Annotated in this window: 14 protein-coding genes; 9 read left to right on the forward strand and 5 right to left on the reverse strand. The window is 63.8% G+C overall.

The features are described from left to right. Positions 1-11: 11 nt before the first annotated feature. From ACT7B3_RS07495 to ACT7B3_RS07515, 5 genes are all read left to right on the forward strand, one after another. Positions 12-2183 carry a type I secretion system permease/ATPase gene (locus ACT7B3_RS07495; protein WP_445157444.1) on the forward strand — a complete coding sequence of 724 codons (2172 nt, stop codon included), beginning with the start codon at positions 12-14 and terminating at the stop codon, positions 2181-2183. Beyond that, positions 2183-3625, forward strand: a complete 1443-nt coding sequence (locus ACT7B3_RS07500) for an HlyD family type I secretion periplasmic adaptor subunit (RefSeq protein WP_444677836.1) — start codon at positions 2183-2185, stop codon at positions 3623-3625. The genes ACT7B3_RS07495 and ACT7B3_RS07500 overlap by 1 nt, the downstream gene beginning before the upstream one ends. A gap of 188 nt (positions 3626-3813) precedes the next feature. After that, positions 3814-4236 carry a LuxR C-terminal-related transcriptional regulator gene (locus ACT7B3_RS07505; protein WP_445157445.1) on the forward strand — a complete coding sequence of 141 codons (423 nt, stop codon included), beginning with the start codon at positions 3814-3816 and terminating at the stop codon, positions 4234-4236. Positions 4237-4501: 265 nt separating this feature from the next. Then, positions 4502-11449, forward strand: a complete 6948-nt coding sequence (locus tag ACT7B3_RS07510; RefSeq protein ID WP_445157446.1) for a retention module-containing protein — start codon at positions 4502-4504, stop codon at positions 11447-11449. Between the two features lie 95 nt (positions 11450-11544). Next, on the forward strand, positions 11545-11877 hold the full coding sequence (locus tag ACT7B3_RS07515; protein ID WP_445157447.1) for a tryptophan synthase subunit beta like protein: 333 nt from the start codon (positions 11545-11547) through the stop codon (positions 11875-11877). A gap of 58 nt (positions 11878-11935) precedes the next feature. Here the strand turns inward: ACT7B3_RS07515 and ACT7B3_RS07520 are convergent, their stop codons facing one another. The 5 genes from ACT7B3_RS07520 to ACT7B3_RS07540 form a co-directional block, all read right to left on the reverse strand. Beyond that, positions 11936-13879, reverse strand: coding sequence for an EAL domain-containing protein (locus ACT7B3_RS07520; RefSeq protein WP_445157448.1), 1944 nt, complete (start codon positions 13877-13879; stop codon positions 11936-11938). A 61-nt stretch (positions 13880-13940) separates the two neighbouring features. Continuing rightward, positions 13941-14645 (reverse strand): transglutaminase-like cysteine peptidase, encoded by a 705-nt coding sequence (locus ACT7B3_RS07525; RefSeq protein ID WP_444677831.1) that lies wholly within the window; start codon positions 14643-14645, stop codon positions 13941-13943. 122 nt (positions 14646-14767) lie between these two features. After that, positions 14768-15943, reverse strand: a complete 1176-nt coding sequence (locus ACT7B3_RS07530; protein WP_445157449.1) for a cation diffusion facilitator family transporter — start codon at positions 15941-15943, stop codon at positions 14768-14770. Continuing rightward, positions 15940-17130: a 1-acyl-sn-glycerol-3-phosphate acyltransferase gene (locus ACT7B3_RS07535; protein WP_445157450.1), complete on the reverse strand. Its 1191-nt coding sequence runs from the start codon at positions 17128-17130 to the stop codon at positions 15940-15942. The genes ACT7B3_RS07530 and ACT7B3_RS07535 overlap by 4 nt, the downstream gene beginning before the upstream one ends. Before the next feature lie 26 nt (positions 17131-17156). Continuing rightward, positions 17157-18089 (reverse strand): recombination-associated protein RdgC, encoded by a 933-nt coding sequence (locus tag ACT7B3_RS07540; protein WP_445157451.1) that lies wholly within the window; start codon positions 18087-18089, stop codon positions 17157-17159. Between the two features lie 209 nt (positions 18090-18298). Here ACT7B3_RS07540 and ACT7B3_RS07545 point away from each other — a divergent pair, with 209 nt between their 5' ends. The 4 genes from ACT7B3_RS07545 to pheA all read left to right on the forward strand — a co-directional run bounded on the left by ACT7B3_RS07545 (position 18299) and on the right by pheA (position 24010). Then, positions 18299-18724 carry an acyl-CoA thioesterase gene (locus ACT7B3_RS07545; RefSeq protein WP_444677827.1) on the forward strand — a complete coding sequence of 142 codons (426 nt, stop codon included), beginning with the start codon at positions 18299-18301 and terminating at the stop codon, positions 18722-18724. 188 nt (positions 18725-18912) lie between these two features. After that, the gene (gyrA, locus tag ACT7B3_RS07550) at positions 18913-21651 is read left to right on the forward strand and encodes a DNA gyrase subunit A (protein ID WP_444677826.1); all 2739 of its coding nucleotides are present in this window, start codon (positions 18913-18915) and stop codon (positions 21649-21651) included. 180 nt (positions 21652-21831) lie between these two features. Continuing rightward, the gene (gene serC / locus ACT7B3_RS07555) at positions 21832-22917 is read left to right on the forward strand and encodes a 3-phosphoserine/phosphohydroxythreonine transaminase (protein ID WP_444677825.1); all 1086 of its coding nucleotides are present in this window, start codon (positions 21832-21834) and stop codon (positions 22915-22917) included. Positions 22918-22921: 4 nt separating this feature from the next. Further along, positions 22922-24010 (forward strand): prephenate dehydratase, encoded by a 1089-nt coding sequence (pheA, locus tag ACT7B3_RS07560; protein ID WP_445157452.1) that lies wholly within the window; start codon positions 22922-22924, stop codon positions 24008-24010. The last annotated feature ends 8 nt before the right edge of the window (positions 24011-24018 follow it).

Here is a 24018-nt window from a genome sequence, read left to right on the forward strand (position 1 = left end):
CCGAGGTGACTGTGACGCAACAAGAAGTGCTCGATTCCGTGGCAGGCGCGGCTCGCTCGGCGGTTCGTGACGAATTGCTTGAGTGCCTGCAAACGATTGCCCTGGCACATGATCATGCTGTGACGGCCGAGACGCTGACTGCCGGGCTACCGCTCGAAGAGGGGCGTCTTACCCCCGGGGTATTTGCTCGAGCCGCATCGCGAGCCGGCATGACGGCTCGCATCGTCAAGAGTCGCCTGGTTCAGCTCAACCCAGCGCTGTTTCCGGTCGTGCTGCTGCTGGAACCCGGGCGTGCCTGCGTGCTCCAGGCGCTTGACCTCAAGGGGCGTCGTGCACAGGTGATCTTTCCGGAGCTGGGGGATGCCGTTTCGGAGGTCAGTCTCGATGGCCTGGCCGAAAGCTACAGCGGCCAGGCGATCTACGTGCGCCCACGTTTTCGCTTCGACGCCCGTGGCCCCGAGGTAGGCACGCAGCGGGCGCGGCACTGGTTCTGGGGGGTGATTCGGGAAAATCGCCGTCTCTATCGCGATGTCGTGGCAGGCTCGGTAGTGATCAACCTCTTCGCCGTGGCCATGCCGCTTTTCGTGCTCAATGTCTATGATCGCGTGGTGCCCAATCACGCTACCGAAACGCTGTGGATGCTCGCCGCCGGGATTTTTGTGGTGCTCTGCTTTGACCTGGCGCTGCGGCTGATGCGCAGCACCTTCGTTGATCTTGCCGCCAGCCGGGCCGACGTTAAGCTGTCGTCAACCCTCATGGGCCAGGTGCTAGGGTTGCGGATGGAGGCGCGGCCGGCCTCCACGGGCTCTTTCGCCTCGACGCTGCACTCCTTCGAGTCGGTGCGTGCCTTCATCGGCTCGGCAACCGTGGTGGCCCTGGTGGATCTGCCTTTCGTGCTGCTGTTTGCCGGTGTGATTGCACTGATCGGGGTGCCGCTAGTACTGCCTGTCGTGGGTGGAATCTGCATCGTGCTGCTTTATGCCCTGGCCGCCCAGGGCAAGATGCATGAGCTTTCCGAAACCACCTGGCGTGTCAGCGCGCAGCGTAACGCCACGTTGGTCGAATCGCTCTCGCACCTGGAAACGGTCAAGACGCTGCGGGCGGAGAGTCGACTGCAAAGCCAGTGGGAAAAGGCCACCGCCTTTCTGTCTCGCACCTCGGCCCAGATGCGGCTGGTCAGTGCCTCGGTGTCCAACGTTGCCATGTGGGCACAGCATACCGTTGCGGTGTGCGTCATCATCATAGGCGTCTACCTGATCATAGATGGCAACCTCACCCAGGGCGGGCTCATTGCCGCCTATATGCTCTCCTCGCGCGCCATGGCGCCGGTAAGCCAGGCGGCGGCCTTGCTAGCCCAGTATCACCAGTCGTCGACTGCACTGCAGTCGCTGGATGGCGTCATGCAGCGGCCGGTGGAGCGCCCTGAAGGCAAGTCCTTCATTAGCCGGCCCGTCGTGCGGGGCGAGATACGCTTCGACAAGGTATCGCTGCGCTACCCCGGTGAAGAGCGCGACGCTCTGCGTGAGGTATCGCTTTCCATCGCGCCGGGTGAAAAAGTGGCGCTGCTGGGGCGAGTCGGCTGTGGCAAGACCTCCCTGAACAAGCTGCTGCTGGGGCTCTATGCGCCCACTTCCGGAGCCGTAATGCTCGATGGCGTCGACCTGCGCCAGTTCGACCCGGTGCAGTTGCGTCGCCATATCGGCTACGTGCCCCAGGATGTCAGCCTGTTTTTCGGCTCTCTGCGCGACAACATCGTTGCCGGTGGCGGCAGCGATGGCGTCGATGACGATGCCCTGCTGCGTGCGATCAAACTCAGTGGGCTAGAGAGCCTGGTCAATGCGCACCCCCATGGCGTCGACCTGCAGGTGGGCGAGCGTGGGCAGATGCTTTCAGGTGGCCAGCGCCAGGCTGTCGCCATCGCACGGGCACTGGTCCATGACCCCCAAATCCTGCTGCTCGATGAGCCGACCAGCTCCATGGATCACGCCAGTGAAGAGAGCTTCAAGGCCAACCTGAAACAGTATGCCCATGGCAAGACCATGCTTGTGGTCACCCACCGAACCTCGCTGCTGTCGCTGGTGGATCGCATCATTGTGATTGATGGCGGCAAGGTGGTAGCCGACGGACCACGCGATCAGGTGGTGGACGCGCTGCGTAAAGGCCAGATCGGGAGGGCAGGCTGATGGCGATGCAACAAACCCCCACCCGCGGCAAGAGCGCCGAGCAGCAGGGATTCGAAGCGATTGGCCGGTTTTCGGACGTTGGAGGCAAAGCCTTCCGGCCCTTCATGGACCGGCTCTTCTCCACGCGGGTGACGGCGGCGCACCTCAATCGTGACTGGAGCAGCGATGCCGATTGGGCCAGGCTGCAGCAGGATCCGATTCGTGCCCGCCTGCTTCTTTATACCGTACTGATCGCCTTCTGTGCCCTGATTGCCTGGTCCTACTTTGCCTCGATCGATGAGGTGACTCGCGGCACCGGGCGAGTCATCCCCTCGAGCCAGCTGCAGCGCGTGCAGTCCTTTGACGGAGGCGTCGTGCAGGAAATACTCGTGCGCGAAGGTCAGCGGGTTGAAGCGGGCGAGGTGCTGATGCGCATCGATCCGACGCGCTTCGTGGCCACCTTCCGCGAAAACCGTGCCCAGGCGCTGGCACTGAAGGCCAGGGCCGAGCGATTGCGCGCGCTGATCTCGGATACCCCCTTCGAACCGAGCGATGAGCTGCGTACGGAAGCGCCGCAGATCGTGGCCCAGGAGCGCGAGCTCTACGAAAGCCGAAGGGAAGAGCTGCGCGAACAGGAAAGCATCCTGCGCGACCGCATACGCCAGCGCGAAGAGGAACTCAACGAAGCCAAGGCACGGCGTGATACCGCCCAGCGCGAGGCCAACATGGCCACCCAGGAGCTGAACCTGACGCGGCCGCTGCTGCAGTCGGGCGCGGTGTCCGAAGTCGATGTTCTGCGGCTGGAACGGGAGGTCTCGCGCGCCTCGGGTGAGCGGAACCAGGCGGCGGCGGCCGTGGCACGCCTCGAGGCCGCCGTGGAAGAGGCGCGAACCCAACTGCGCGAGCTCGGCGTCGAGCGTCGCAGCCAATGGCGCAACGACCTGGCGCTGACGCTTGGCGATCTCAATGCGCTCGATGAAACCAGTGCCGGCCTAGAGGACCGGGTGCGCCTGGCCGAGGTCCGCTCGCCGGTGGACGGCGTGGTGCAGCGCTTGAGCATCACCACCCTCGGCGGTGTGGTTCAGCCCGGCCAGGAAGTGGTGGATATCGTGCCCAGCGGTGACCAACTGCTGGTCGAAGCACGGATCGCCCCGCAGGACATCGCCTTCCTGCGCCCCGGGCAGCCGGCCACCATCAAACTCACGGCCTACGATTTCGCCATCTTTGGTGGTCTATCCGCCGAGCTCGACCATATCAGCGCCGATACGATTACGGACGACAACGACAACACCTTTTACCTGGTGCGCGTGCGCACGCTCGAAGGCGAGGGTCTGGGTGGCGAGATCCAGGTCATCCCGGGCATGACCGCACAGGTCGACATCATGACCGGCAAGCGCACCGTGATGCAGTTCCTGCTCAAACCCGTTCTGCGGGCCTGGAGCAACTCCATGGGGGAACGATAATGGCACACTGGTTTGTCAGTTCACGGCAAGGCGATGTCCCGCGCTGGCACAGCGCATTTCCCGATGGCCGGCGAACCGGCGCGGAGCAGGCTCGCACACGGGTTCAGCCTGGTGACCATGCCTGGATCATGACAGATTGCCCTGGGTGGTCGGCACTGGCTTCCTCCTTGGTCAGTCAGGGAGCGACTGTGCTGGTGCTGTCGATGGCGCCGAGCGAGCAGGAGGCGATGCTCGCCTTGCAATCGGGCGCGCGAGGCTATGCCCATGCGCTCTTGGCGCCCAATCTCCTGCAACAGGCTGCGCTGGTTACCGCCAACCAAGGCGTTTGGGTGCCGGCTGAGCTGCTGAATAGGGTGCTTGGCGCTACCTACAAAGGGCTAGGCGGAGCCGAGCGCGTATCGCAGGAACTTCTTTCCGAGCTGACGGAGCGCGAGCGTGCCGTGGCGATGGCCGTTGCCGAAGGGGTCAGCAACAAGGAAGTGGCGCGCCGACTGAATATCACCGAGCGTACCGTGAAGGCACATCTCGGCGCCGTTTTTCGCAAGACGGGCGTACGCGACCGCATGCAACTGCTGGTCAAGCTTGCCGTTCAGGATGAACGCATCGTCTGAAGCGGAGTGCCTTGGCCTTAGTAACCGGGCTTGTAACAGCTAAGCCCGGTGTGGCTTGCCTTGAGATCGAGTAGCCAACTTCTTGGTTCTCCTCATCACTCCTTTCGCCTCCAGTATTTCCTGCCTTCCTCCTCTGCCGTTATCCGGCTGTCCTTCGGTCCAATAGCTGTGTATCGAGATGTAACGTAGCGTAGAGATATCACCATCACCTCGCATGGCCTTTCCGATCGAAATTGGCCGGCACACATCCGAAAAGGGGCATCTCATGGCGATTGCAACCGTCATTTCCATCACCGGTCAGGCATGGGCCCGTGATGCGCAAGGCAATCTGCGCGAACTGCGCATCGGTGACACCCTTCAAGAGGGTGACGTGCTGGTCACATCGGAAGGTGGCAACGCGCAGCTGGATTTCGACGATGGCCTGGCGCCCACTCTGGTGGAAGCCGGTGAACAAGTTTCTCTGCCTTCTGAGCTGGGCACCGAGAGTGACCTCGATGCCTCCGATTTCGCCGCGCTGGATGACGACCTAGAAGCACTGCTCGCCGCGCTGGACGACGACACGATCGACCTGCTGGATATTCTTGATGCGACCGCCGCGGGTGCCGGCGGTGGCGGTGGTGCCGATGGCGGCCACAGCTTCGTGCGTCTGGCGCGAGTGGCCGAAGAGACCGACCCGCTGGCGTTCGATTATGGCCTGAATGACCTGGGTGGGGCGCCTGAGGAGGAGGGCGGCTTCTTCACGCTGACGGAAGATGAAGTACCCGAAGAGCCTGTTATCCCCGTAGTCATCGCGCCCACGGCCGAAAGCCTGCAGATTAGCCTTTCAGACGCCCTGGTGGGTAATTCTGGAGCGATTGTCAGCGGTACGCTTAACTTCAGCTTTGGCAATGGTGAAAATGGCAGTATTTCCTTTGCCAATATGGATGGTGTGGAAAGCCAAGTAGGCCAAGAAACTATCCTCTATGTATGGGATGCGTCGACCAATACGTTGACGGCTTTTTCCCCGGCACGCGAACTCGAACTCTTCACTATTCAAGTGAACCCAGCCACCGGCGCGTTCACCCTCACGCAGTTGAACAACTTGCTGCACGCAGCGGGGACGGACGAAGCGCTGGCAAGCCTTGTATATACCGTGACCAGCAGTAGTGGGACGGTGACAGGGGCATTTAGTATAAGTATTCTCGACGACGCCCCGATAGCGGCTGATGATGTAGCTAGCATCGCCGCCGGCGAATTCCTTATTGAGACTGGCACACTGCTCAACAACGACCAGCAGGGCGCCGATGGTGCTCGGGTGACCCAGGTGGCTGTTGGTGAAAATGCTCCGGTCGCTGTCCCTGAGAGCGGTATGGTCCAAGTCAACGGCCAGTACGGCGTGCTGACCATTGCCGCCGACGGCACATACAGCTACGCGCGCAATGCCGGCACCCCGGGCGGAGTGAGCGACAGCTTCACCTACACCCTGACCGACGCCGACGGAGACAGTGATACCGCGACGCTCACCATCGCCATCGGCAATGCCCCGGTCGCCATCGACAACCCGGTCGGGGCCGACGGCTTCCACGTGGTGGTCAACGAAGCCTGGCTGCCGAACGGTACCGCCACAGGTGGCGGTGAGTTGACCCAGAGTGGCAGCTTCACCATCAGCGCCCCGGATGGCGTGCAGACCCTGACCGTGGGTGGTGCGTTCATCGTCCAGAACGGCGTGGTGGCTGGCACCCTGCCGACCCTCACCACCGCGGGTGGCAACACGCTGCAAATCACCGGCTACAACGCCGCGACGGGCGTGGTCAGCTACAGTTACACCCTCAACAACGCCAAGGCTCACGATGCCGGAGAGGATGACCTGGAACAGAGCTTCGCCATCTTCGTCCAGGACCTGGACGGCAGCGAAGCCACCAGCGCCCTGACGGTACAGATCCTCGACGATGCTCCTATTGCCGCAGACGACAGTAACAGTTTGGCGGCCGGTGAATTCACGCTGGAAGAAGAAGGCAACCTACTCGCGAACGACCAGCAGGGCGCCGATGGTGCTCGGGTGACCCAGGTGGCCGTTGGTGAAAATGCTCCGGTCGCTGTCCCTGAGAGCGGTATGGTCCAAGTCAACGGCCAGTACGGCGTGCTGACCATTGCCGCCGACGGCACATACAGCTACGCGCGCAATGCCGGCACCCCGGGCGGAGTGAGCGACAGCTTCACCTACACCCTGACCGACGCCGACGGAGACAGTGATACCGCGACGCTCACCATCGCCATCGGCAATGCCCCGGTCGCCATCGACAACCCGGTCGGGGCCGACGGCTTCCACGTGGTGGTCAACGAAGCCTGGCTGCCGAACGGTACCGCCACAGGTGGCGGTGAGTTGACCCAGAGTGGTAGCTTCACCATCAGCGCCCCGGATGGCGTGCAGACCCTGACCGTGGGTGGTGCGTTCATCGTCCAGAACGGCGTGGTGGCTGGCACCCTGCCGACCCTCACCACCGCGGGTGGCAACACGCTGCAAATCACCGGCTACAACGCCGCGACGGGCGTGGTCAGCTACAGCTACACCCTCAACAACGCCAAGGCTCACGATGCCGGAGAGGATGACCTGGAACAGAGCTTCGCCATCTTCGTCCAGGACCTGGACGGCAGCGAAGCCACCAGCGCCCTGACGGTACAGATCCTCGACGACGCCCCGGTGGCGGTAGCCGACACGCTCGAGACTCCGGTGACCAGCGGCGACACCGCCACAGGCAACGTCAAGTCCAACGACAAGCTGGGCGCCGACAGCCGTGCCGAAGATGGCGCCGTGGTCGGTGTGGCCCTGGGCGACAGCGACGGCGAGCCGGTCAGCGGCGGTGTGGGCACGGCGATCGAGGGCACCTACGGCACCCTGACGCTGAACGCCAACGGCAGCTTCACCTACGTGGCCAAGCCCAATATCACCGGCACCGACGTGTTCACCTATACCATCGAGGATGCCGATGGCAGTCAGTCCACCACCACGCTGACCGTGGACGTGGTTGACGGCACTGTCGAGCCGGTCAACACCAATGCCGAGGTCTTCGAAGCCGGGCTGAGCGAAGGCACGGCCCCGGGTGACAGCAAGACCGCCACCGGCAGTCTCACCCTGGCGGAAGGCTGGAGTGCGGTAGCGGCCAGCGGCACCACCGCCAATGGCACCTACGTCATCAATGCCGACGGCACCTTCCGCTACACGCTGTCCACCTCGGCGGATCACAGCGAAGGTGATGTGACCGACGTCATCGAGTACACCACGACTGACGCGCTCGGCAACACCCAGACCAACACCCTGACGGTGACCATTGTCGACGACGCCCCGGTGGCGGTAGCCGACACGCTCGAGACTCCGGTGACCAGCGGCGACACCGCCACAGGCAACGTCAAGTCCAACGACAAGCTGGGCGCCGACAGCCGTGCCGAAGATGGCGCCGTGGTCGGTGTGGCCCTGGGCGACAGCGACGGCGAGCCGGTCAGCGGCGGTGTGGGCACGGCGATCGAGGGCACCTACGGCACCCTGACGCTGAACGCCAACGGCAGCTTCACCTACGTGGCCAAGCCCAATATCACCGGCACCGACGTGTTCACCTATACCATCGAGGATGCCGATGGCAGTCAGTCCACCACCACGCTGACCGTGGACGTGGTCGACGGCACTGTCGAGCCGGTCAACACCAATGCCGAGGTCTTCGAAGCCGGGCTGAGCGAAGGCACGGCCCCGGGTGACAGCAAGACCGCCACCGGCAGTCTCACCCTGGCGGAAGGCTGGAGTGCGGTAGCGGCCAGCGGCACCACCGCCAATGGCACCTACGTCATCAATGCCGACGGCACCTTCCGCTACACGCTGTCCACCTCGGCGGATCACAGCGAAGGTGATGTGACCGACGTCATCGAGTACACCACGACTGACGCGCTCGGCAACACCCAGACCAACACCCTGACGGTGACCATTGTCGACGACGCCCCGGTGGCGGTAGCCGACACGCTCGAGACTCCGGTGACCAGCGGCGACACCGCCACAGGCAACGTCAAGTCCAACGACAAGCTGGGCGCCGACAGCCGTGCCGAAGATGGCGCCGTGGTCGGTGTGGCCCTGGGCGACAGCGACGGCGAGCCGGTCAGCGGCGGTGTGGGCACGGCGATCGAGGGCACCTACGGCACCCTGACGCTGAACGCCAACGGCAGCTTCACCTACGTGGCCAAGCCCAATATCACCGGCACCGACGTGTTCACCTATACCATCGAGGATGCCGATGGCAGTCAGTCCACCACCACGCTGACCGTGGGCGTGGTCGACGGCACTGTCGAGCCGGTCAACACCAATGCCGAGGTCTTCGAAGCCGGGCTGAGCGAAGGCACGGCCCCGGGTGACAGCAAGACCGCCACCGGCAGTCTCACCCTGGCGGAAGGCTGGAGTGCGGTAGCGGCCAGCGGCACCACCGCCAATGGCACCTACGTCATCAATGCCGACGGCACCTTCCGCTACACGCTGTCCACCTCGGCGGATCACAGCGAAGGTGATGTGACCGACGTCATCGAGTACACCACGACTGACGCGCTCGGCAACACCCAGACCAACACCCTGACGGTGACCATTGTCGACGACGCCCCGGTGGCGGTAGCCGACACGCTCGAGACTCCGGTGACCAGCGGCGACACCGCCACAGGCAACGTCAAGTCCAACGACAAGCTGGGCGCCGACAGCCGTGCCGAAGATGGCGCCGTGGTCGGTGTGGCCCTGGGCGACAGCGACGGCGAGCCGGTCAGCGGCGGTGTGGGCACGGCGATCGAGGGCACCTACGGCACCCTGACGCTGAACGCCAACGGCAGCTTCACCTACGTGGCCAAGCCCAATATCACCGGCACCGACGTGTTCACCTATACCATCGAGGATGCCGATGGCAGTCAGTCCACCACCACGCTGACCGTGGACGTGGTTGACGGCACTGTCGAGCCGGTCAACACCAATGCCGAGGTCTTCGAAGCCGGGCTGAGCGAAGGCACGGCCCCGGGTGACAGCAAGACCGCCACCGGCAGTCTCACCCTGGCGGAAGGCTGGAGTGCGGTAGCGGCCAGCGGCACCACCGCCAATGGCACCTACGTCATCAATGCCGACGGCACCTTCCGCTACACGCTGTCCACCTCGGCGGATCACAGCGAAGGTGATGTGACCGACGTCATCGAGTACACCACGACTGACGCGCTCGGCAACACCCAGACCAACACCCTGACGGTGACCATTGTCGACGACGCCCCGGTGGCGGTAGCCGACACGCTCGAGACTCCGGTGACCAGCGGCGACACCGCCACAGGCAACGTCAAGTCCAACGACAAGCTGGGCGCCGACAGCCGTGCCGAAGATGGCGCCGTGGTCGGTGTGGCCCTGGGCGACAGCGACGGCGAGCCGGTCAGCGGCGGTGTGGGCACGGCGATCGAGGGCACCTACGGCACCCTGACGCTGAACGCCAACGGCAGCTTCACCTACGTGGCCAAGCCCAATATCACCGGCACCGACGTGTTCACCTATACCATCGAGGATGCCGATGGCAGTCAGTCCACCACCACGCTGACCGTGGACGTGGTTGACGGCACTGTCGAGCCGGTCAACACCAATGCCGAGGTCTTCGAAGCCGGGCTGAGCGAAGGCACGGCCCCGGGTGACAGCAAGACCGCCACCGGCAGTCTCACCCTGGCGGAAGGCTGGAGTGCGGTAGCGGCCAGCGGCACCACCGCCAATGGCACCTACGTCATCAATGCCGACGGCACCTTCCGCTACACGCTGTCCACCTCGGCGGATCACAGCGAAGGTGATGTGACCGACGTCATCGAGTACACCACGACTGACGCGCTCGGCAACACCCAGACCAACACCCTGACGGTGACCATTGTCGACGACGCACCAGTGCTGAATGTCACCAATGCCGTTGCGCTGAATGCAATAGGAGTCATCTTTTCCGGTACTCTTGCTGAAATCGGTGCCGACTTCGCTGGTAAGGTGACTCTTTCAGGTACACCGCCGGCTGGATTGACCTCTGGGGGCAATGCGGTAACTTACCAAGTGTCTTCTGAAGGCTCGGTACTGACGGCAAAGGCTGGCGGGCAGGTCGTGTTCACGCTCACCGCCCACCCGGAAGGGACCTACACCTACGAGCAGTTCCTACCTCTGGACCTTGCCATCCTCAGCTCTGATCTTCAGGGCTCATCAAAGGGCAGTGGTCCGCAGCCGGCTTACTACATCTACGAAGATGGGACCTTCGACGCGAATGCAACTGCCAAGGCGTGGTCAGTCAAGATCACTGGCAGCGGGAACGTAAACCCTAGTACGGTTGGTATGGGGATTGGAAACAACCTGTTCGAGACAGGTGAAAAAATGCGCCTGGACTTCGACAATGAGGGGGCCAGCGGTGCAGCCAATCTGGCCTACGTAGCCAAGATCGGCATCAACGGGCTGGAGGGTAGTGAAACGGTTCACTATGTAGCCAAACTGACCGACGGTACCCAGATCCCCGGCAAAGCCGAGGCTTCGTCGCTAGTGGACGGCAGCCTCTTCATTACAGCCCCCTCTGGGACATTCATCGACTACGTAGACCTAACAGCCGGTGCCAACACCTCGGTAAGGATCACCTCCATCTCCACCTTCACCCTCGATCAAGGAATGCCTAAAAACCTGGGATTTGGTTTTACGGCCACGGATGCGGATGGCGATAGCGTGAGCGGATCGCTGAACGTCACGGTGCAAAACAGCAGCCTGCTAATTGGTAATGCCGATGATAACGTCATCGCTGGCGGTGCCGGTTCGCAGACTTTGTGGGGCGGTGCCGGCAACGACATCCTTATCGGTGGTGCCGGAAACGACACCCTAATCGGGGGTGAAGGCGATGATGTCTTCCAGTGGAATCTGGGCGATCAAGGGACCAGTGATACCCCGGCCATCGACACCGTCAAGGACTTTAGTCTGGGTAACAACGTGCTGGACCTTGCCGACCTGTTGCAGAATGAAAGCATCGAGACCTTAGATCAGTACATCTTTGCAGCACAGGAGGGAGCTGACACGGTGCTATACATCAACCATGGGGGCAATATCGGCGTAAATGGCGACAACGCTACTCAGGTGATCGTGCTGGAGAACTACGTGATAGAAGAGGCAGTCGACTCCTCCGCCATCTTGGCCGAGCTGCTGGCCAGCAACCAGCTCAACATCGACCCGTAACGTTGCTTTTAGCAGATAGGTAGACCCACGCCCTGCCTGGCGACACCGGGCAGGGCGTTTGTTACTCTACGTAAAGTCCTTCCAGAGGCACTGCCATGTACATCAAGCGCAACGAATCGGGCCAGGTGATCCAAGCCAGCATAGAGAAGACAGAAGAGTGCGATGAGTTCGTGCCCCCCTGCACGCCTGACCTGCAGCAGTTTCTTGAAGTGAACAAGGAGATCGAGAACCTGGCCATCTCCCGCACGGACATGGCCTTTGTGCGCGTGCTGGAGGATGTCATCAACGTGCTGATGGACAAGGGAGTGATCAGCTTCACCGACCTGCCCGAGCCCGCGCAGCAGAAGCTACTCGAACGCCAGTCGCTGCGGCAGCGCATCAACCACGTGGGCTTGCTCTCGGATTCCGACGATGCCGGGATCATCTAACCTAAGGCAGCCATAGGCCGGGGCGGCCGACCTTTGGCTGTGGTTCTTGTCTGTCGTTCTATCCGCTGCGGTTGCTGTCGTCTTTCGCATCAGGGCTGGCGGAACCCTGCCGCACCCCCGGCCCCGTCACGCCATCCAAGCCCAGCTCGAACAGCGCCTTGGCGGCGTTGCGGTGTGCCACGCCTTCGGCAATGACCAGTATCCCAAGCGAGTGGGCCAGGGTGGCCATGCCGCGTAACAGGCTTTGCTGGTCGTTGCGCTGCTCGATGTCCTGGCTCAGCGCGGCGTCCACCTTCATGAAGCTAAGGCCTAGGTCCTGCAGCCCGGGCAGCTTGCCGAACTGGGGGCCCACATGCTCCAGGCCGACCTTGCAGCCCAGGCCAAGCAAGGCGTTGCACAACGTTTTCAGCGCCTGTGGCTGTTGCACGGCGACCGACTGCGGCAGCTCGAACCAGAGCCGCGGGGCCAGGTCCGGCCGTGCACGCAAGGTTGTCAATAGCTCTCCCATGAAGTGGCCGTCCTTGAGGGAATCGATCGACAGGTTGATGCCGACCGGCTTGCCGCTGATCGCCGTGTCGTTCAGGGCGGCTTTGGCGACGGCGAGGTCCAGCTGCGGGGTCAGTGAAAGGCGAGCCACCCATGGCAAGAACACGCCGGCGGGCTGCCACTCGCCTTTCAGGCGCAGGCGAGAGGGCACTTCGTGGTGAATCAGCTTGCCGGCGCTGTCCAACACGGGGTAATGGGCTAGAAAAACGCCTTCGTCCAAGGCCTGTTCAAGGGCTTGGCGCCACTCATCATGGCTGGTGAAGAGCACATTGGCGGCAGGTACCGCTACGATGCGCTGACCGGTAGCACCTTGCTGTTCCGCGGCGGCCAAGGCGCCGTCCAAGCTGGCCAACAGGTCGGCCCGACTGTCGCCCTGGGTATAGGCGCACAGGGCGGAAGGCAACGAGAGGTCATTGCCGAACTCATTGGCCAAGGCTTCCAGCGCCTGTTGCAGGTGCTTGCCCAGCGCGTCGAGGTCATGCTCGCGTGGCAGTATGAGGGCAAAGTCGCTGCCGTTCAGTCGTCCTACCTGCCCAAGGCCATGCTGCTTGGCGACTTGGGAAAGGCATTTTGCCAGCTGGGCCAGCAGGCTATCGGTCCTGCCATGGCCGAGCCGTTGGTTAACGTGGTTGAGCTGAGCTACGCGAACCATGGCAAGGGCGCCGCTGGCGTCATCGCCTTCGCGATTGAGATGCGCGTGCAGGCTGTCGAGGAAGGGGCCTCGAATCAGCGTGTCGGTGACCGGGTCGTGCTGCATGCGCCGGCGCAATTGGTCTAGCTTGTCGCTCTCTTCGCTGAGCATGTGGCGAACTGCCTCGGAAAGGCGGTTCATGGCCTGCACCACCTCGCGCAGTTCCAGCGTGCGCGGCTCATGTGCCACGGTAAAGCGGCGTTCGCCGATCGCCTGGGCCTGGCTGACCACGTCGCGCAGCGGGCGGCGTATGGTGCGCACAACCCAACTGGCCAGCAGCAGGCTGAGCACGCCGGCAAGGGCGAACCAGCCGGTTAGCTTCAGCGTGCTCTGCCAAAGCGAGCGGTAGGCAAAACTGTGTTGGCTGGCCAATTCCAGGGTACCGTACTGCTGCCAGCCATCCTGAACCACGGCCTGGCCGGGCGGCACCTCGAAGCGCACCAGGGAGACGAACCAGGCCGGGACGTCGTTGATATGATCGCCTGTGCTGCGCTGGGTGATGACCCGGCCGGCTGGGTCCCGGAGTTCAATCAGCCGGTAGTGGCCGGTATCGAACTGAGCGGCAAGCAGTAGCTCGATGATTACCGGGTCCTTCTCCATTTGGCTCATGGATAGGGCGAGGGCGTTGGCGTTGTCGCTGTTCTTGATACGAACTTCCTGCTCGATGTAGTGCCGGCTGGTAGTGACGCCGATCAGCAGGCTGCCGGCAAAGGCCAGCAGCAGCAGGGTGGCGATGGTCAGCCAGAGCTGCTTGATCAATGACATCGTGTGTTCCCCCGTTCCCCGAGACGTTGTCGCGTTATGGGTGTTGTCGGTTCTGGCTGCGTCATAGAAACCCCTGCTGCTGCATGCGTTCGATCACGCTGCGCCAGCGTGACAGCCTGGCCACCGGGTCGGCCCGCGACTGGCTGGTACCGCCGGCCCAGAGTCCTTCGCTGTTGAAGCTGAATACGGGGTCGAGGTCGGTCCGCTGGCTAGCGGGGGTGATTGAGGGCACCAGGTTGTCGAGTACCAGCGGTATCGCCGCGGGAGTCTCGTAATAGCCAAGCACCATGTGGGCCTGGGAGATCTGGCTGCGGCCTATTCGGGCGCGCACGTAGATCATGCGCAGTCTTGCGCCGGGTACGCCAAGCTCCTTGAGGCTTACGTATTTAGCGATGGAATAGTCCTCGCAGTCGCCCTGACGCTTGCCCATGGTCTCAAGTGGGGTTGCCCAGTGATCCTCGCGCCCCCAGTTGTCGATGTCGTCTACCCAGCGGATATGGCGATTGAAAAAGTCGTTGACCTCGCGAAGCTGCAGGTCGAGTGCGCTGCCAGTCAGTCGGTCAAGTAGGGCGAACCACTCATTGAGCAGCGCAAGCCCTTGGGCTCCGTACAGCCGCTGCATGCTGTCGCGCAGCCTGGCGCGGTCGATTCGCGCCTCCAGGGAAGGGGCAAGCCCGAGCCCACCGGCCAGCAGCATGGCTCCCAGGCCCGCCAGGAAGCGGCGGCGGCCGGGAGAAACGCCGGAGGAAAATGGGCGCGGGGGCATAGGAAACTCGAAGTGTTTCTAAATGTAAGCAAGCCTTTGCCGAGTATAGAGGAGGGCAGGCAAGGGAACGATATTTTTCATGCCAGAATAAGGGGCATTCTAGGGCAGGTGTTCGGTTCGTCTCAGCCCTTGCCGGGCCCTTGCCAGACTCGCAGCCGGCCGACCCAGGGCAGTGACAGGGAGCTCTCCCGTAGGTCGCGTGCGGCGCCGTCAAGGCTCTGCTGAGGGGGTAGAACACCCACATAGACGGAAATGTCGATGCGGTCGGCGAGGTAGTGAAGATCCACCGCTACGCGCTGCTGCCATGCCGGGCAAGCGTGCCAGGCATCATCGAGCATGGTCTCTACATCCTGGCGCAGCGGCAGGCCGGGGCGCAGGCTGTGCTCGGTTTCGCCGGCATCGTCTTCGGGGTCGATGTGGAAGGTAACCTCGGCCAGGTCAGTAAAGGCCTCGCGCAGCCGGCGACTCACGGCATTGCCGATTTCATGCGCCTCGGAGACCGTCAGCCTCGGGGCTACCACGATGTGCAGGTCAAGCACGTTCTGGCTCCCCAAGGAGCGGGTGCGCAGGTCATGCACGCTCTCCACGCCGGGCACCGACTCGGCCAATGCCTGCATGCGCGTGCGCTCGGCTTCCGGCAGGGCGGTGTCGATCAGCTCGCGGCTCGACTCCCACATCAGCCGCCACCCCACCTGGCCTACCATGATCCCCACCACGATGGCGGCCAGCGCATCCACCCAGCCGGCACCGAACTGGGCGGCTACCAGGCTCACCAGTACCACCACGGTCGAGAGCGCATCGGAGCGGGAGTGCCACGCATTGGCTTCCAGCAGGCGGGATTTCACCCGTCGCGCCACGCGAAGCGTATAGCGAAAGATCCACTCTTTGGCGACCAGCGCAACCACGGCCACGCCAATCGCCCAGGCGCCAGGGGCGACGAACGGTTCGCCGCCTATCAGGCGCATCAGGCTGGCCCAGGCAATGCCGCCAGCCACGAAGATCAGTACGCTGCCAAGCATCAGCGTGGCCAGGGTCTCGATACGCCCATGGCCGTAGGGATGGTTGCTGTCCGGCTCCTGGCGTCCGTAGTGGGTGGCCGCCACCACGAAGCCGTCGGTCACCAGGTCCGAGAAGGAGTGGATACCGTCGGCTACCAGCGCCGCCGAGCCTACCAGCAGGCCGGTCACCAGCTTGAGCAAGCCCACAATTAAGTCGATGACGGCGCCGATCAGCGTGACCTTGTGGGCCTCGCGTGTCTGTGCCCCGCGATCGAGCGGCAGATGGGCGTGCTGGCTCACGCATCCCCCAGGCTGCAATCGGCTAGGCGTTCCGCCTTGTTACGCACCGGGTTGGCATACTGGGCCAGCCACCAGGGGTGCAGTTCGGCCGGCACCTCTTTGAGGCGGGCCTGGAAGCGGGCGCGATCGGCGCTGCTTACCTGGCTCAGGTCCACCAGCTCGGGCGCATCGCCCAGTGCCTCCAAGGCAAGATAGTGGCTGGGGAACAGCTCATAGCCACCTATCACCTGGCGGTCGATCTCGGCGGCTACGGCCTCTGGCGTGTCGAAGCCAGGGCCGAGCGGCCTGCCGAAGCGCAGCTGGACACGCCCCTTGTGCCCGGTGATACCGGCGACGATCGACTGGATATCCTCGAACTTGCTCTTCTCGTAGCGCCCCTGGCTATGTATGGCATGCAGCTCGCGCGCCTTCTGCAGGTCGCAGGGGTCGTACTCGTAGCTGATCGATACCGGTACCAGCCGCAGTTCGGCGATTGCCTCGCCGATCGGTGCGGCGCGATCCTCGCGCCGGCGCGCCATGGTCAGCATCTTGATAATGGCCGTGTCGGTACGGTCGATGCCGTCCTTGGCACGGCCTTCGCGCTGCGCCATCCAGATCGAGTGCTGGTCTTCCACGATGGAGTGGCGAATGTAGTCGGAAAGGGTCTGGTAGGCGGCCAGCATGGCGCGCTTGCCGCGCAGCGCGCGCGGCACGATGAAGCTCTTGTTGAGCCGCATCAGGTCGGTCACATAGGGCTTCTTCAGCAAGTTGTCGCCGATGGCGATGCGCACCGTGTCGCGGCCTGCCAGGTGCAGGGCGTAGTTGACGAAAGCCGGGTCGAGCGAGATGTCGCGATGGTTGCCGATGAACAGGTAGGCGCCTTCCGGCGGCAGGTGCTCGAGGCCTTCCACGCGAAAGTCGTCGGTGGAGGTGCGAATCATGCGCTCCATGTAGTAGGCCACGCGCAGCTGGAAATCGCGCACGCCAGTCACATCGCGGGTCTGTCGCCGGATGGCATGGGAGGCCAGGCCGCGCGCCAGCCAGGGCAGCGAGCGGCTGAGGCGCGGCAGCCGATAGCGCGTCAAGGCGTCGAGCAGTTCGCGGTCGCTGGCCAGGCGGGCCAGTACATCGGCCACTTCACTGTCCTGGTAAGGACGAATGGCGGCCCAAGGGTCCGGCGCGGTAGGGCCGGCGGGGGTATCGGTCATCTGCGTATCTTGTTTGCCGGGGTCGTTCATGAGTGGCTCTGGGGTGTGCTCTGGGTGGCTTCGCCGCCCAGCCATTCGATCAGCTGTTCGATTTCTTCCGCCAGCGCCTGGGTCATCAGCATAAAGTCGGCCTCCAGCCGCACCAGCGCATCGCCATCGTCCTCGGTTTCATTGGCGGCGTCGATCAGGGCGTCGCTGAACCGCAGGGACTTGAGCGTCAGGTCGTCGTGCAGCACGTAGCCCAGGCGGCCCTCAACTTCGATGGCCAGGCGGCTGGCCTGTTTGCCGGCGGCAAGCAGCTGCTGGATCTCGTCGCTGTCCAGGTCGACCTGGCGAGCACGCAGCACGCCGTCGTCGCCCTTGGCCTTGAGCTCAACCTGGTCGCCCAGCTGCAGGCCGGGTGGGCGTGAACCCTCCTCGGCAAGCCATTGGGTCATGGCGCGCACCGGCAGCGTCTGGGCGGTCAGCGGCGTCACCTTGAGGCTGCCCAGGGTCTCGCGCAGCAGGTCGAGTGCCTCTTCGGCACGCTTGCGCGAGCTGGTGTTCACCGCGATTAGGTGGCGTCGGGTATCCCACCACAGGTCGACCTTCTGGCTGCGGATGAACGCCCGCGGCAGCAGCTCCTCGTAGATCTGCTCCTTGAGCTCCTGTTTCTCCTGGCGGCGTAGCTTGCGCCCCTCGCGGGCCTCGATCTCGGCACCGCGCTCTTCCAGCTCCTCGCGCACCACGCCGGCGGGCAGCAGCCGCTCCTGGCGTAGCAGGGTCATGAGCCGCTGGCCCTGTAGTTCGTGCAGCAGGGTGGTGGCGTTGCGACCGGCGGGAGGGCACCAGCCAACGCGCCTGGCCTCTTGGCTCGCCGGTGCTCGCGCCGCCTGCGCGGCCAGGGCCTCTTCGAGGTCGGCGGCTGCGATGGTGGCTGCGTCATGCAGGCGATAGAGATGCAAGTGCTTGAACCACATAGCGGGTACCCGGAGCAAAAAGGAGGCATATTATGGACAACGGCGATGGGCGGTTCCAGTGGCAAGCCGAAGCGCTGGCCAAAGATTCTGCGTAGATCAATTTTCATACCGCCATTTTCAAACCCCTGTTTGAATTTGGACAGGCGGGCCGCCTAGAATTCAGGGTTGCCGCATTGGCGGCCTTTAGGCGAGTCAACAAGGAGAGCTGCATGGATACCCGCTTGTCCCGTGTCACCCTGCGCGTGCGTGGCTACCACCTGGATGGTTACGGCCACGTTAACAATGCGCGCTACCTGGAGTTTCTGGAAGAGGGGCGCTGGGGCTATTTCGATGATCGTCCCGAGCTTGCCCGTTTCTTCGCCAGCGGTAATCCAGCCTTCGTGGCCGTCAACCTCAACATCAACTATCGGCTGGCGGCGGTGGCAGGCGACGACCTGGAAGTGCTGACGCACCTTGCCGAGGTGGGCAGCCGTAGCGCCCGCATGCACCAGGTGATCCGCCGCCTCAAGGATGGCAAGCCGGTTGTCGATGCCGACCTCACCTTCGTGCTGCTAGACGTCAAGGCCCAGCAGTCCCTGGTCATCGAAGGCGAGATTCGCGGTGCCCTGGAGCCACTGGTGCTGAGCGAAGGCTGAGAATGGCGGGGTGGGCGTCGTCGCTGCGGCCAGGCTCGCCCCCGAAGGGCGCCTTAGCGCCCTGGCGGCATGCATGGGCGGTGTCTCCTGCGGTGCCCTTGTGGGGTCCGCAGTGGTATCATGGCAGGCTGTAATGGCGCGCCATGAGGACGCGTTACCCCGCTGCTGTGCAAAGGATTCGACAACCCATGGGTGACATCGCCAGAGAGATTCTGCCAGTCAACATCGAGGACGAGCTCAAGCAGTCGTACCTTGATTATGCGATGAGCGTGATCATCGGGCGTGCGCTGCCCGACGTGCGCGACGGCCTCAAGCCGGTGCACCGGCGCGTGCTGTTCGCCATGAACGAACTCGGCAACGATTGGAACAAGCCCTACAAGAAGTCGGCCCGCGTGGTGGGCGATGTCATCGGTAAGTACCACCCCCACGGCGACAGCGCGGTCTACGACACCATCGTCCGCATGGCCCAGCACTTCTCCATGCGCCATGTGCTGGTCGACGGCCAGGGCAACTTCGGCTCCATCGACGGCGACAGCGCCGCGGCCATGCGTTACACCGAAGTGCGCATGGCGCGGCTCGCCCATGAACTGCTCGCCGACCTCGATAAGGACACCGTCGACTGGGTCGACAACTACGACGGCACCGAGCGTATCCCCGAGGTGCTGCCGACCCGCGTGCCCAACCTGCTGATCAACGGCTCCTCGGGCATCGCCGTGGGCATGGCCACCAATATCCCGCCGCACAACATGGGCGAGGTGATCGACGCCTGCCTGGCGCTGGTCGACGACTACACCCTTACCGTTGACGACCTGCTGGCCTACATCCCTGGCCCCGACTTTCCCACTGCCGGCATCATCAACGGCCGGGCCGGCATCCTCGAGGCTTACCGCACCGGCCGCGGGCGCATCTACGTGCGCGCTCGGCACACCATCGAGCACGACGACAAGAGCGGCCGCGACCATATCATCGTCACCGAACTGCCGTACCAGGTGAACAAGGCGCGGCTGATCGAGAAGATCGCCGAGCTGGTCAAGGAAAAGAAGATCGAGGGCATTGCCGAGCTGCGCGACGAGTCCGACAAGGATGGCCTGCGCGTGGTGATCGAGGTCAAGCGCGGCGAATCCGGCGAGGTGGTGGTCAACAACCTCTTCGCCCAGACCCAGCTGCAGAACGTTTTCGGCATCAACATGGTCGCCATCGAGAACGGCCAGCCGAAGATTCTCAACCTGAAAGAAGTGCTGGAAGCCTTCATCCGCCACCGCCGCGAAGTGGTCACCCGGCGCACGCTGTATGAATTGAAGAAAGCGCGCGAGCGCGGCCACATCCTCGAAGGCCTGGCCGTGGCCATCTCCAACATCGACGAGGTGATTGAGCTGATCAAGGCCTCGCCGAACGCCGCCGAAGCCAAGGAGAAGCTGCTGGCCAAGCAGTGGCAGCCCGGACAGGTCACCGCCATGCTCGAGCGTGCCGGCGCCACCTCATGCAAGCCCGAGGAGCTCGAAGAGGGCTTCGGCCTCAATACCACCGGCTCCGAATATCGGCTTTCGCCGGCCCAGGCCCAGGCCATCCTCGAATTGCGCTTGCATCGCCTGACCGGCCTCGAGACCGAGAAGCTGCTCGACGAATACCTGGCCATCCTGCAGAACATTGCCGAGCTGATGGCGATCCTTGCCTCCAGCGAGCGCCTGCTCGAGGTGATCCGCGAAGAGCTGATCGCCGTGCGCGACCAGTTCGGCGACCCACGCCGCACCGAGATCCAGGCCAGCCACCTGGACCTTTCCATCGAGGACCTGATCGCCGAGGAGGACATGGTGGTCACGGTGTCGCGCACCGGCTATGCCAAGACCCAGCCGCTCTCCGACTACCAGGCCCAGCGCCGTGGTGGTCGCGGCAAGTCGGCCACCGCCATGAAGGATGAGGACGTCATCGAGCACCTGCTGGTGGCCTCCACCCACGACACCGTGCTGCTGTTCTCCAACAAGGGCAAGGTGTACTGGCTCAAGGTCTACGAAATGCCGGCCGCCAGCCGTGGCTCCCGTGGCAAGCCGCTGGTCAACCTGCTGCCGCTGGACGAAGGCGAGGCGATCAACGCCATCCTGCCGGTGAAGGACTACAGCCCCGACTGCTACATCTTCTTTGCCACTGCCAAAGGCACGGTCAAGCGCACCAGCCTTGACCAGTTCTCGCGTCCGCGCAGCGTCGGCCTGATCGCCATCGACATCGAAGAGGACGACCGCCTGGTGGGCGCGGCCATTACCTCGGGCAACGACCACGTGATGCTGCTGTCCTCCAACGGCAAGGCGATCCGCTTCGAGGAGACCACCGTACGCGCCATGGGTCGCACCGCCCGCGGTGTGCGCGGCATGCGCCTGCTGGAAGGCGCCGAGGTGATCAGCCTGATCATCCCCCAGAGCCAGCAGATCGATGCCGACGCCGACAATGATATCGAAGGCGGGGAAGATGCCGTGCTGGAGAACGGCAACGGCGGCCAGATCTACATCCTCACCGCCTCCGAGAACGGCTACGGCAAGCGCACCCGGCTCGAGGAGTTCCCGCTGCGCGGTCGCGGCGGCCAGGGCGTCATCGCCATGCAGACCAGCGAGCGCAACGGCTCCCTGGTTGCCGCCATGCAGGTCTACTCCGCCGACGAGATGATGCTGATCACCGACCGCGGCACCTTGGTGCGTACCCGCGTCGATGAGGTCTCGATCACCTCGCGCAACACCCAGGGCGTGATGCTGATTCGCCTGGGCAACGACGAGACGCTGGTCAAGACCGTGCGCATCGACGAGCCCGAAGCCGAGAACGAAACCGAGGCGGAGGTCGAGCCTGGCAGCGGTGCCGAGAACGCCTCGGAAGATGCCCTGCAAGCCGAGCGCCAGGGCGGGCCGGATGTGGACAAGGGCGAAAGCCAGAACGACGAATAAGGCTAGCCACCAAGTCGAGCGATGAGCGCCGGGGGCAGGTCATAGCGAGGTCTTTTGCCAGGGCTGGCAAAAGTAGCGCCAGGGAAGGGGTCACAGCGCCCTCGCATGACGTGTCGACGGATCCGCTCATCGCTCATCGGTTCAGTAACCATGCTGGAGCTGAGACGGAACACCACGCTGATGACACGCCACTATAATTTCTGCGCCGGTCCCGCGGCGCTGCCCACCCCGGTACTGGAACGCGCCAGGGAAGAGCTGCTCGACTATCAGGGCCGTGGGCTCTCGGTCATGGAGATGAGCCACCGCTCGACCGAGTTCGTCGCCATCGCCGAGCAGGCCGAGGCCGACCTGCGCGAACTGCTCACCATCCCCGAGAACTACAAGGTGCTGTTCCTGCAGGGCGGGGCGAGCCTGCAGTTCTCCATGGTGCCGATGAACCTGCTGGGGCAGGGTGGCACCGCCAACTTCCTTTATACCGGTATCTGGGGCAAGAAGGCGCTGGCGGAAGCCAAGCAGCTAGGCTTCGCCGCGCACATGGCTGGCTCCAGCGAGCCCAGCGGCCATGCCGAAGTGCCGAGCCAGGCCGATATCGCGCTCTCGGCCGATGCCGCCTACCTGCACTACACCGCCAACGAGACCATCGGCGGGCTGGAGTTCGACTACATTCCCGAGGTTGGCGTGCCGCTGGTATGCGACTACTCCTCCAGTATCCTGGCCGAGCCGCTCGACGTGTCGCGCTTTGGTGTGATTTACGCCGGCGCCCAGAAGAACATCGGCCCTGCCGGCCTCACGCTGGTCATCGTGCGCGACGACCTGCTCGACCGCCGCTGCCAGCGCATCCCCAGCCTGTTCGACTATCAGGCCATGGCCGAGGCCGGCTCCATGGTGAACACGCCGCCCACCTACGCCTGGTACCTGGCGGGGCTGGTCTTCCAATGGCTTAAGCACGACATCGGCGGGCTCGACGCCATGGCCGCGATCAATGCGCGCAAGGCGGCCAGGCTGTATGCCGCCATCGATGCCAGCGACTTCTATTCCAACCCCATCGCGCCGCGCAACCGCTCGCGCATGAACGTGCCCTTCGTGCTGGCCGACGATCGCCTCGACAAGCCGTTCCTGGCCGAGGCCGAACAGGCCGGGCTGCTCAACCTTCAGGGGCACCGCAGCGTCGGCGGCATGCGGGCCAGCCTCTACAATGCCGTACCCGAAGCGGCGGTAGAGGCGCTGATCGACTTCATGGCCGACTTCGAAAAACGCAGGGGATAAACCCATGACCGATATCGCCAATCTCGATGCGCTGCGCGAACGTATCGATGCGCTGGACAGCGAGATATTGCGCCTGATCAGCGCGCGTGCCGAATGCGCCCAGCAGGTGGCCGAGGTCAAGACCCAGAGCGACCCCGGCGCCGTGTTCTACCGCCCCGAGCGCGAAGCGCAGGTGCTGCGCCGTATCATGGAGCTCAACACCGGCCCGCTGGACAGCGAGGAGATGGCGCGTCTGTTCCGCGAGATCATGTCCGCCTGCCTGGCCCTCGAACAGCCGGTCAAGGTGGCCTACCTGGGGCCGGAAGGCACCTTCACCCAGCAGGCGGCGCTCAAGCACTTCGGCGCCAGTGCCGTTAGCCTGCCCATGGCGGCCATCGACGAAGTGTTCCGCGAGGTCGAGGCGGGGGCGGTCAACTACGGCGTGGTGCCGGTCGAGAATTCGACGGAAGGCGTCATCAGCCACACCCTCGACTCCTTCATGGACTCCTCGATCCGTATCTGCGGCGAAGTGGTGCTACGCATTCACCACCACCTGCTGGTCTCCGAGTCGACCCTGCGTGACAAGGTCTCGCGCATCTACTCCCACCCGCAGTCCTTTGCCCAGTGCCGCAAGTGGCTCGACGCCCACTTCCCGCGCGCCGAGCGTGTGCCGGTTTCCTCCAACGCCGAGGCCGCCAAGATGATCAAGGGCGAGTGGCACAGCGCCGCCATCGCCGGCGACATGGCCGCCAAGCTGTATGGCCTCGAGAAGATTGCCGAGAAGATCGAGGATCGCCCCGACAACTCCACGCGATTCCTGATCATCGGCAACCAGCACGTGCCCATGTCCGGCGAGGACAAGACCTCGCTGGTGGTGGCCATGCGCAACCAGCCCGGCGCGCTGCATGACCTGCTCGAACCCTTCCATCGCCACCAGATCGACCTCACCCGCCTGGAGACGCGGCCTTCGCGCACCGGGGTGTGGAACTACGTGTTCTTTATCGACTTCAAGGGCCACATCGACGAGCCCCGGGTGGCGGCGGTACTCGAGGAGATACGCCTGCGTGCCTCCGAAATGAAGGTGCTCGGCTCCTACCCCCTGGGCGTGCTCTAGTCGTGGTG

Source organism: Halomonas sp. E14 (assembly GCF_052568415.1).

Bases quoted from the DNA above. Each gene is read 5' to 3' on its own strand.
- ACT7B3_RS07540 (WP_445157451.1), bottom strand. From the start codon at position 18,089: ATGTGGTTCAAGCACTTGCATCTCTATCGCCTGCATGACGCAGCCACC.
- ACT7B3_RS07515 (WP_445157447.1), top strand. From the start codon at position 11,545: ATGTACATCAAGCGCAACGAATCGGGCCAGGTGATCCAAGCCAGCATA.
- ACT7B3_RS07510 (WP_445157446.1), top strand. From the start codon at position 4,502: ATGGCGATTGCAACCGTCATTTCCATCACCGGTCAGGCATGGGCCCGT.
- ACT7B3_RS07525 (WP_444677831.1), bottom strand. From the start codon at position 14,645: ATGCCCCCGCGCCCATTTTCCTCCGGCGTTTCTCCCGGCCGCCGCCGC.
- pheA (WP_445157452.1), top strand. From the start codon at position 22,922: ATGACCGATATCGCCAATCTCGATGCGCTGCGCGAACGTATCGATGCG.
- ACT7B3_RS07545 (WP_444677827.1), top strand. From the start codon at position 18,299: ATGGATACCCGCTTGTCCCGTGTCACCCTGCGCGTGCGTGGCTACCAC.
- ACT7B3_RS07535 (WP_445157450.1), bottom strand. From the start codon at position 17,130: ATGACCGATACCCCCGCCGGCCCTACCGCGCCGGACCCTTGGGCCGCC.
- ACT7B3_RS07520 (WP_445157448.1), bottom strand. From the start codon at position 13,879: ATGTCATTGATCAAGCAGCTCTGGCTGACCATCGCCACCCTGCTGCTG.
- serC (WP_444677825.1), top strand. From the start codon at position 21,832: ATGACACGCCACTATAATTTCTGCGCCGGTCCCGCGGCGCTGCCCACC.
- gyrA (WP_444677826.1), top strand. From the start codon at position 18,913: ATGGGTGACATCGCCAGAGAGATTCTGCCAGTCAACATCGAGGACGAG.
- ACT7B3_RS07500 (WP_444677836.1), top strand. From the start codon at position 2,183: ATGGCGATGCAACAAACCCCCACCCGCGGCAAGAGCGCCGAGCAGCAG.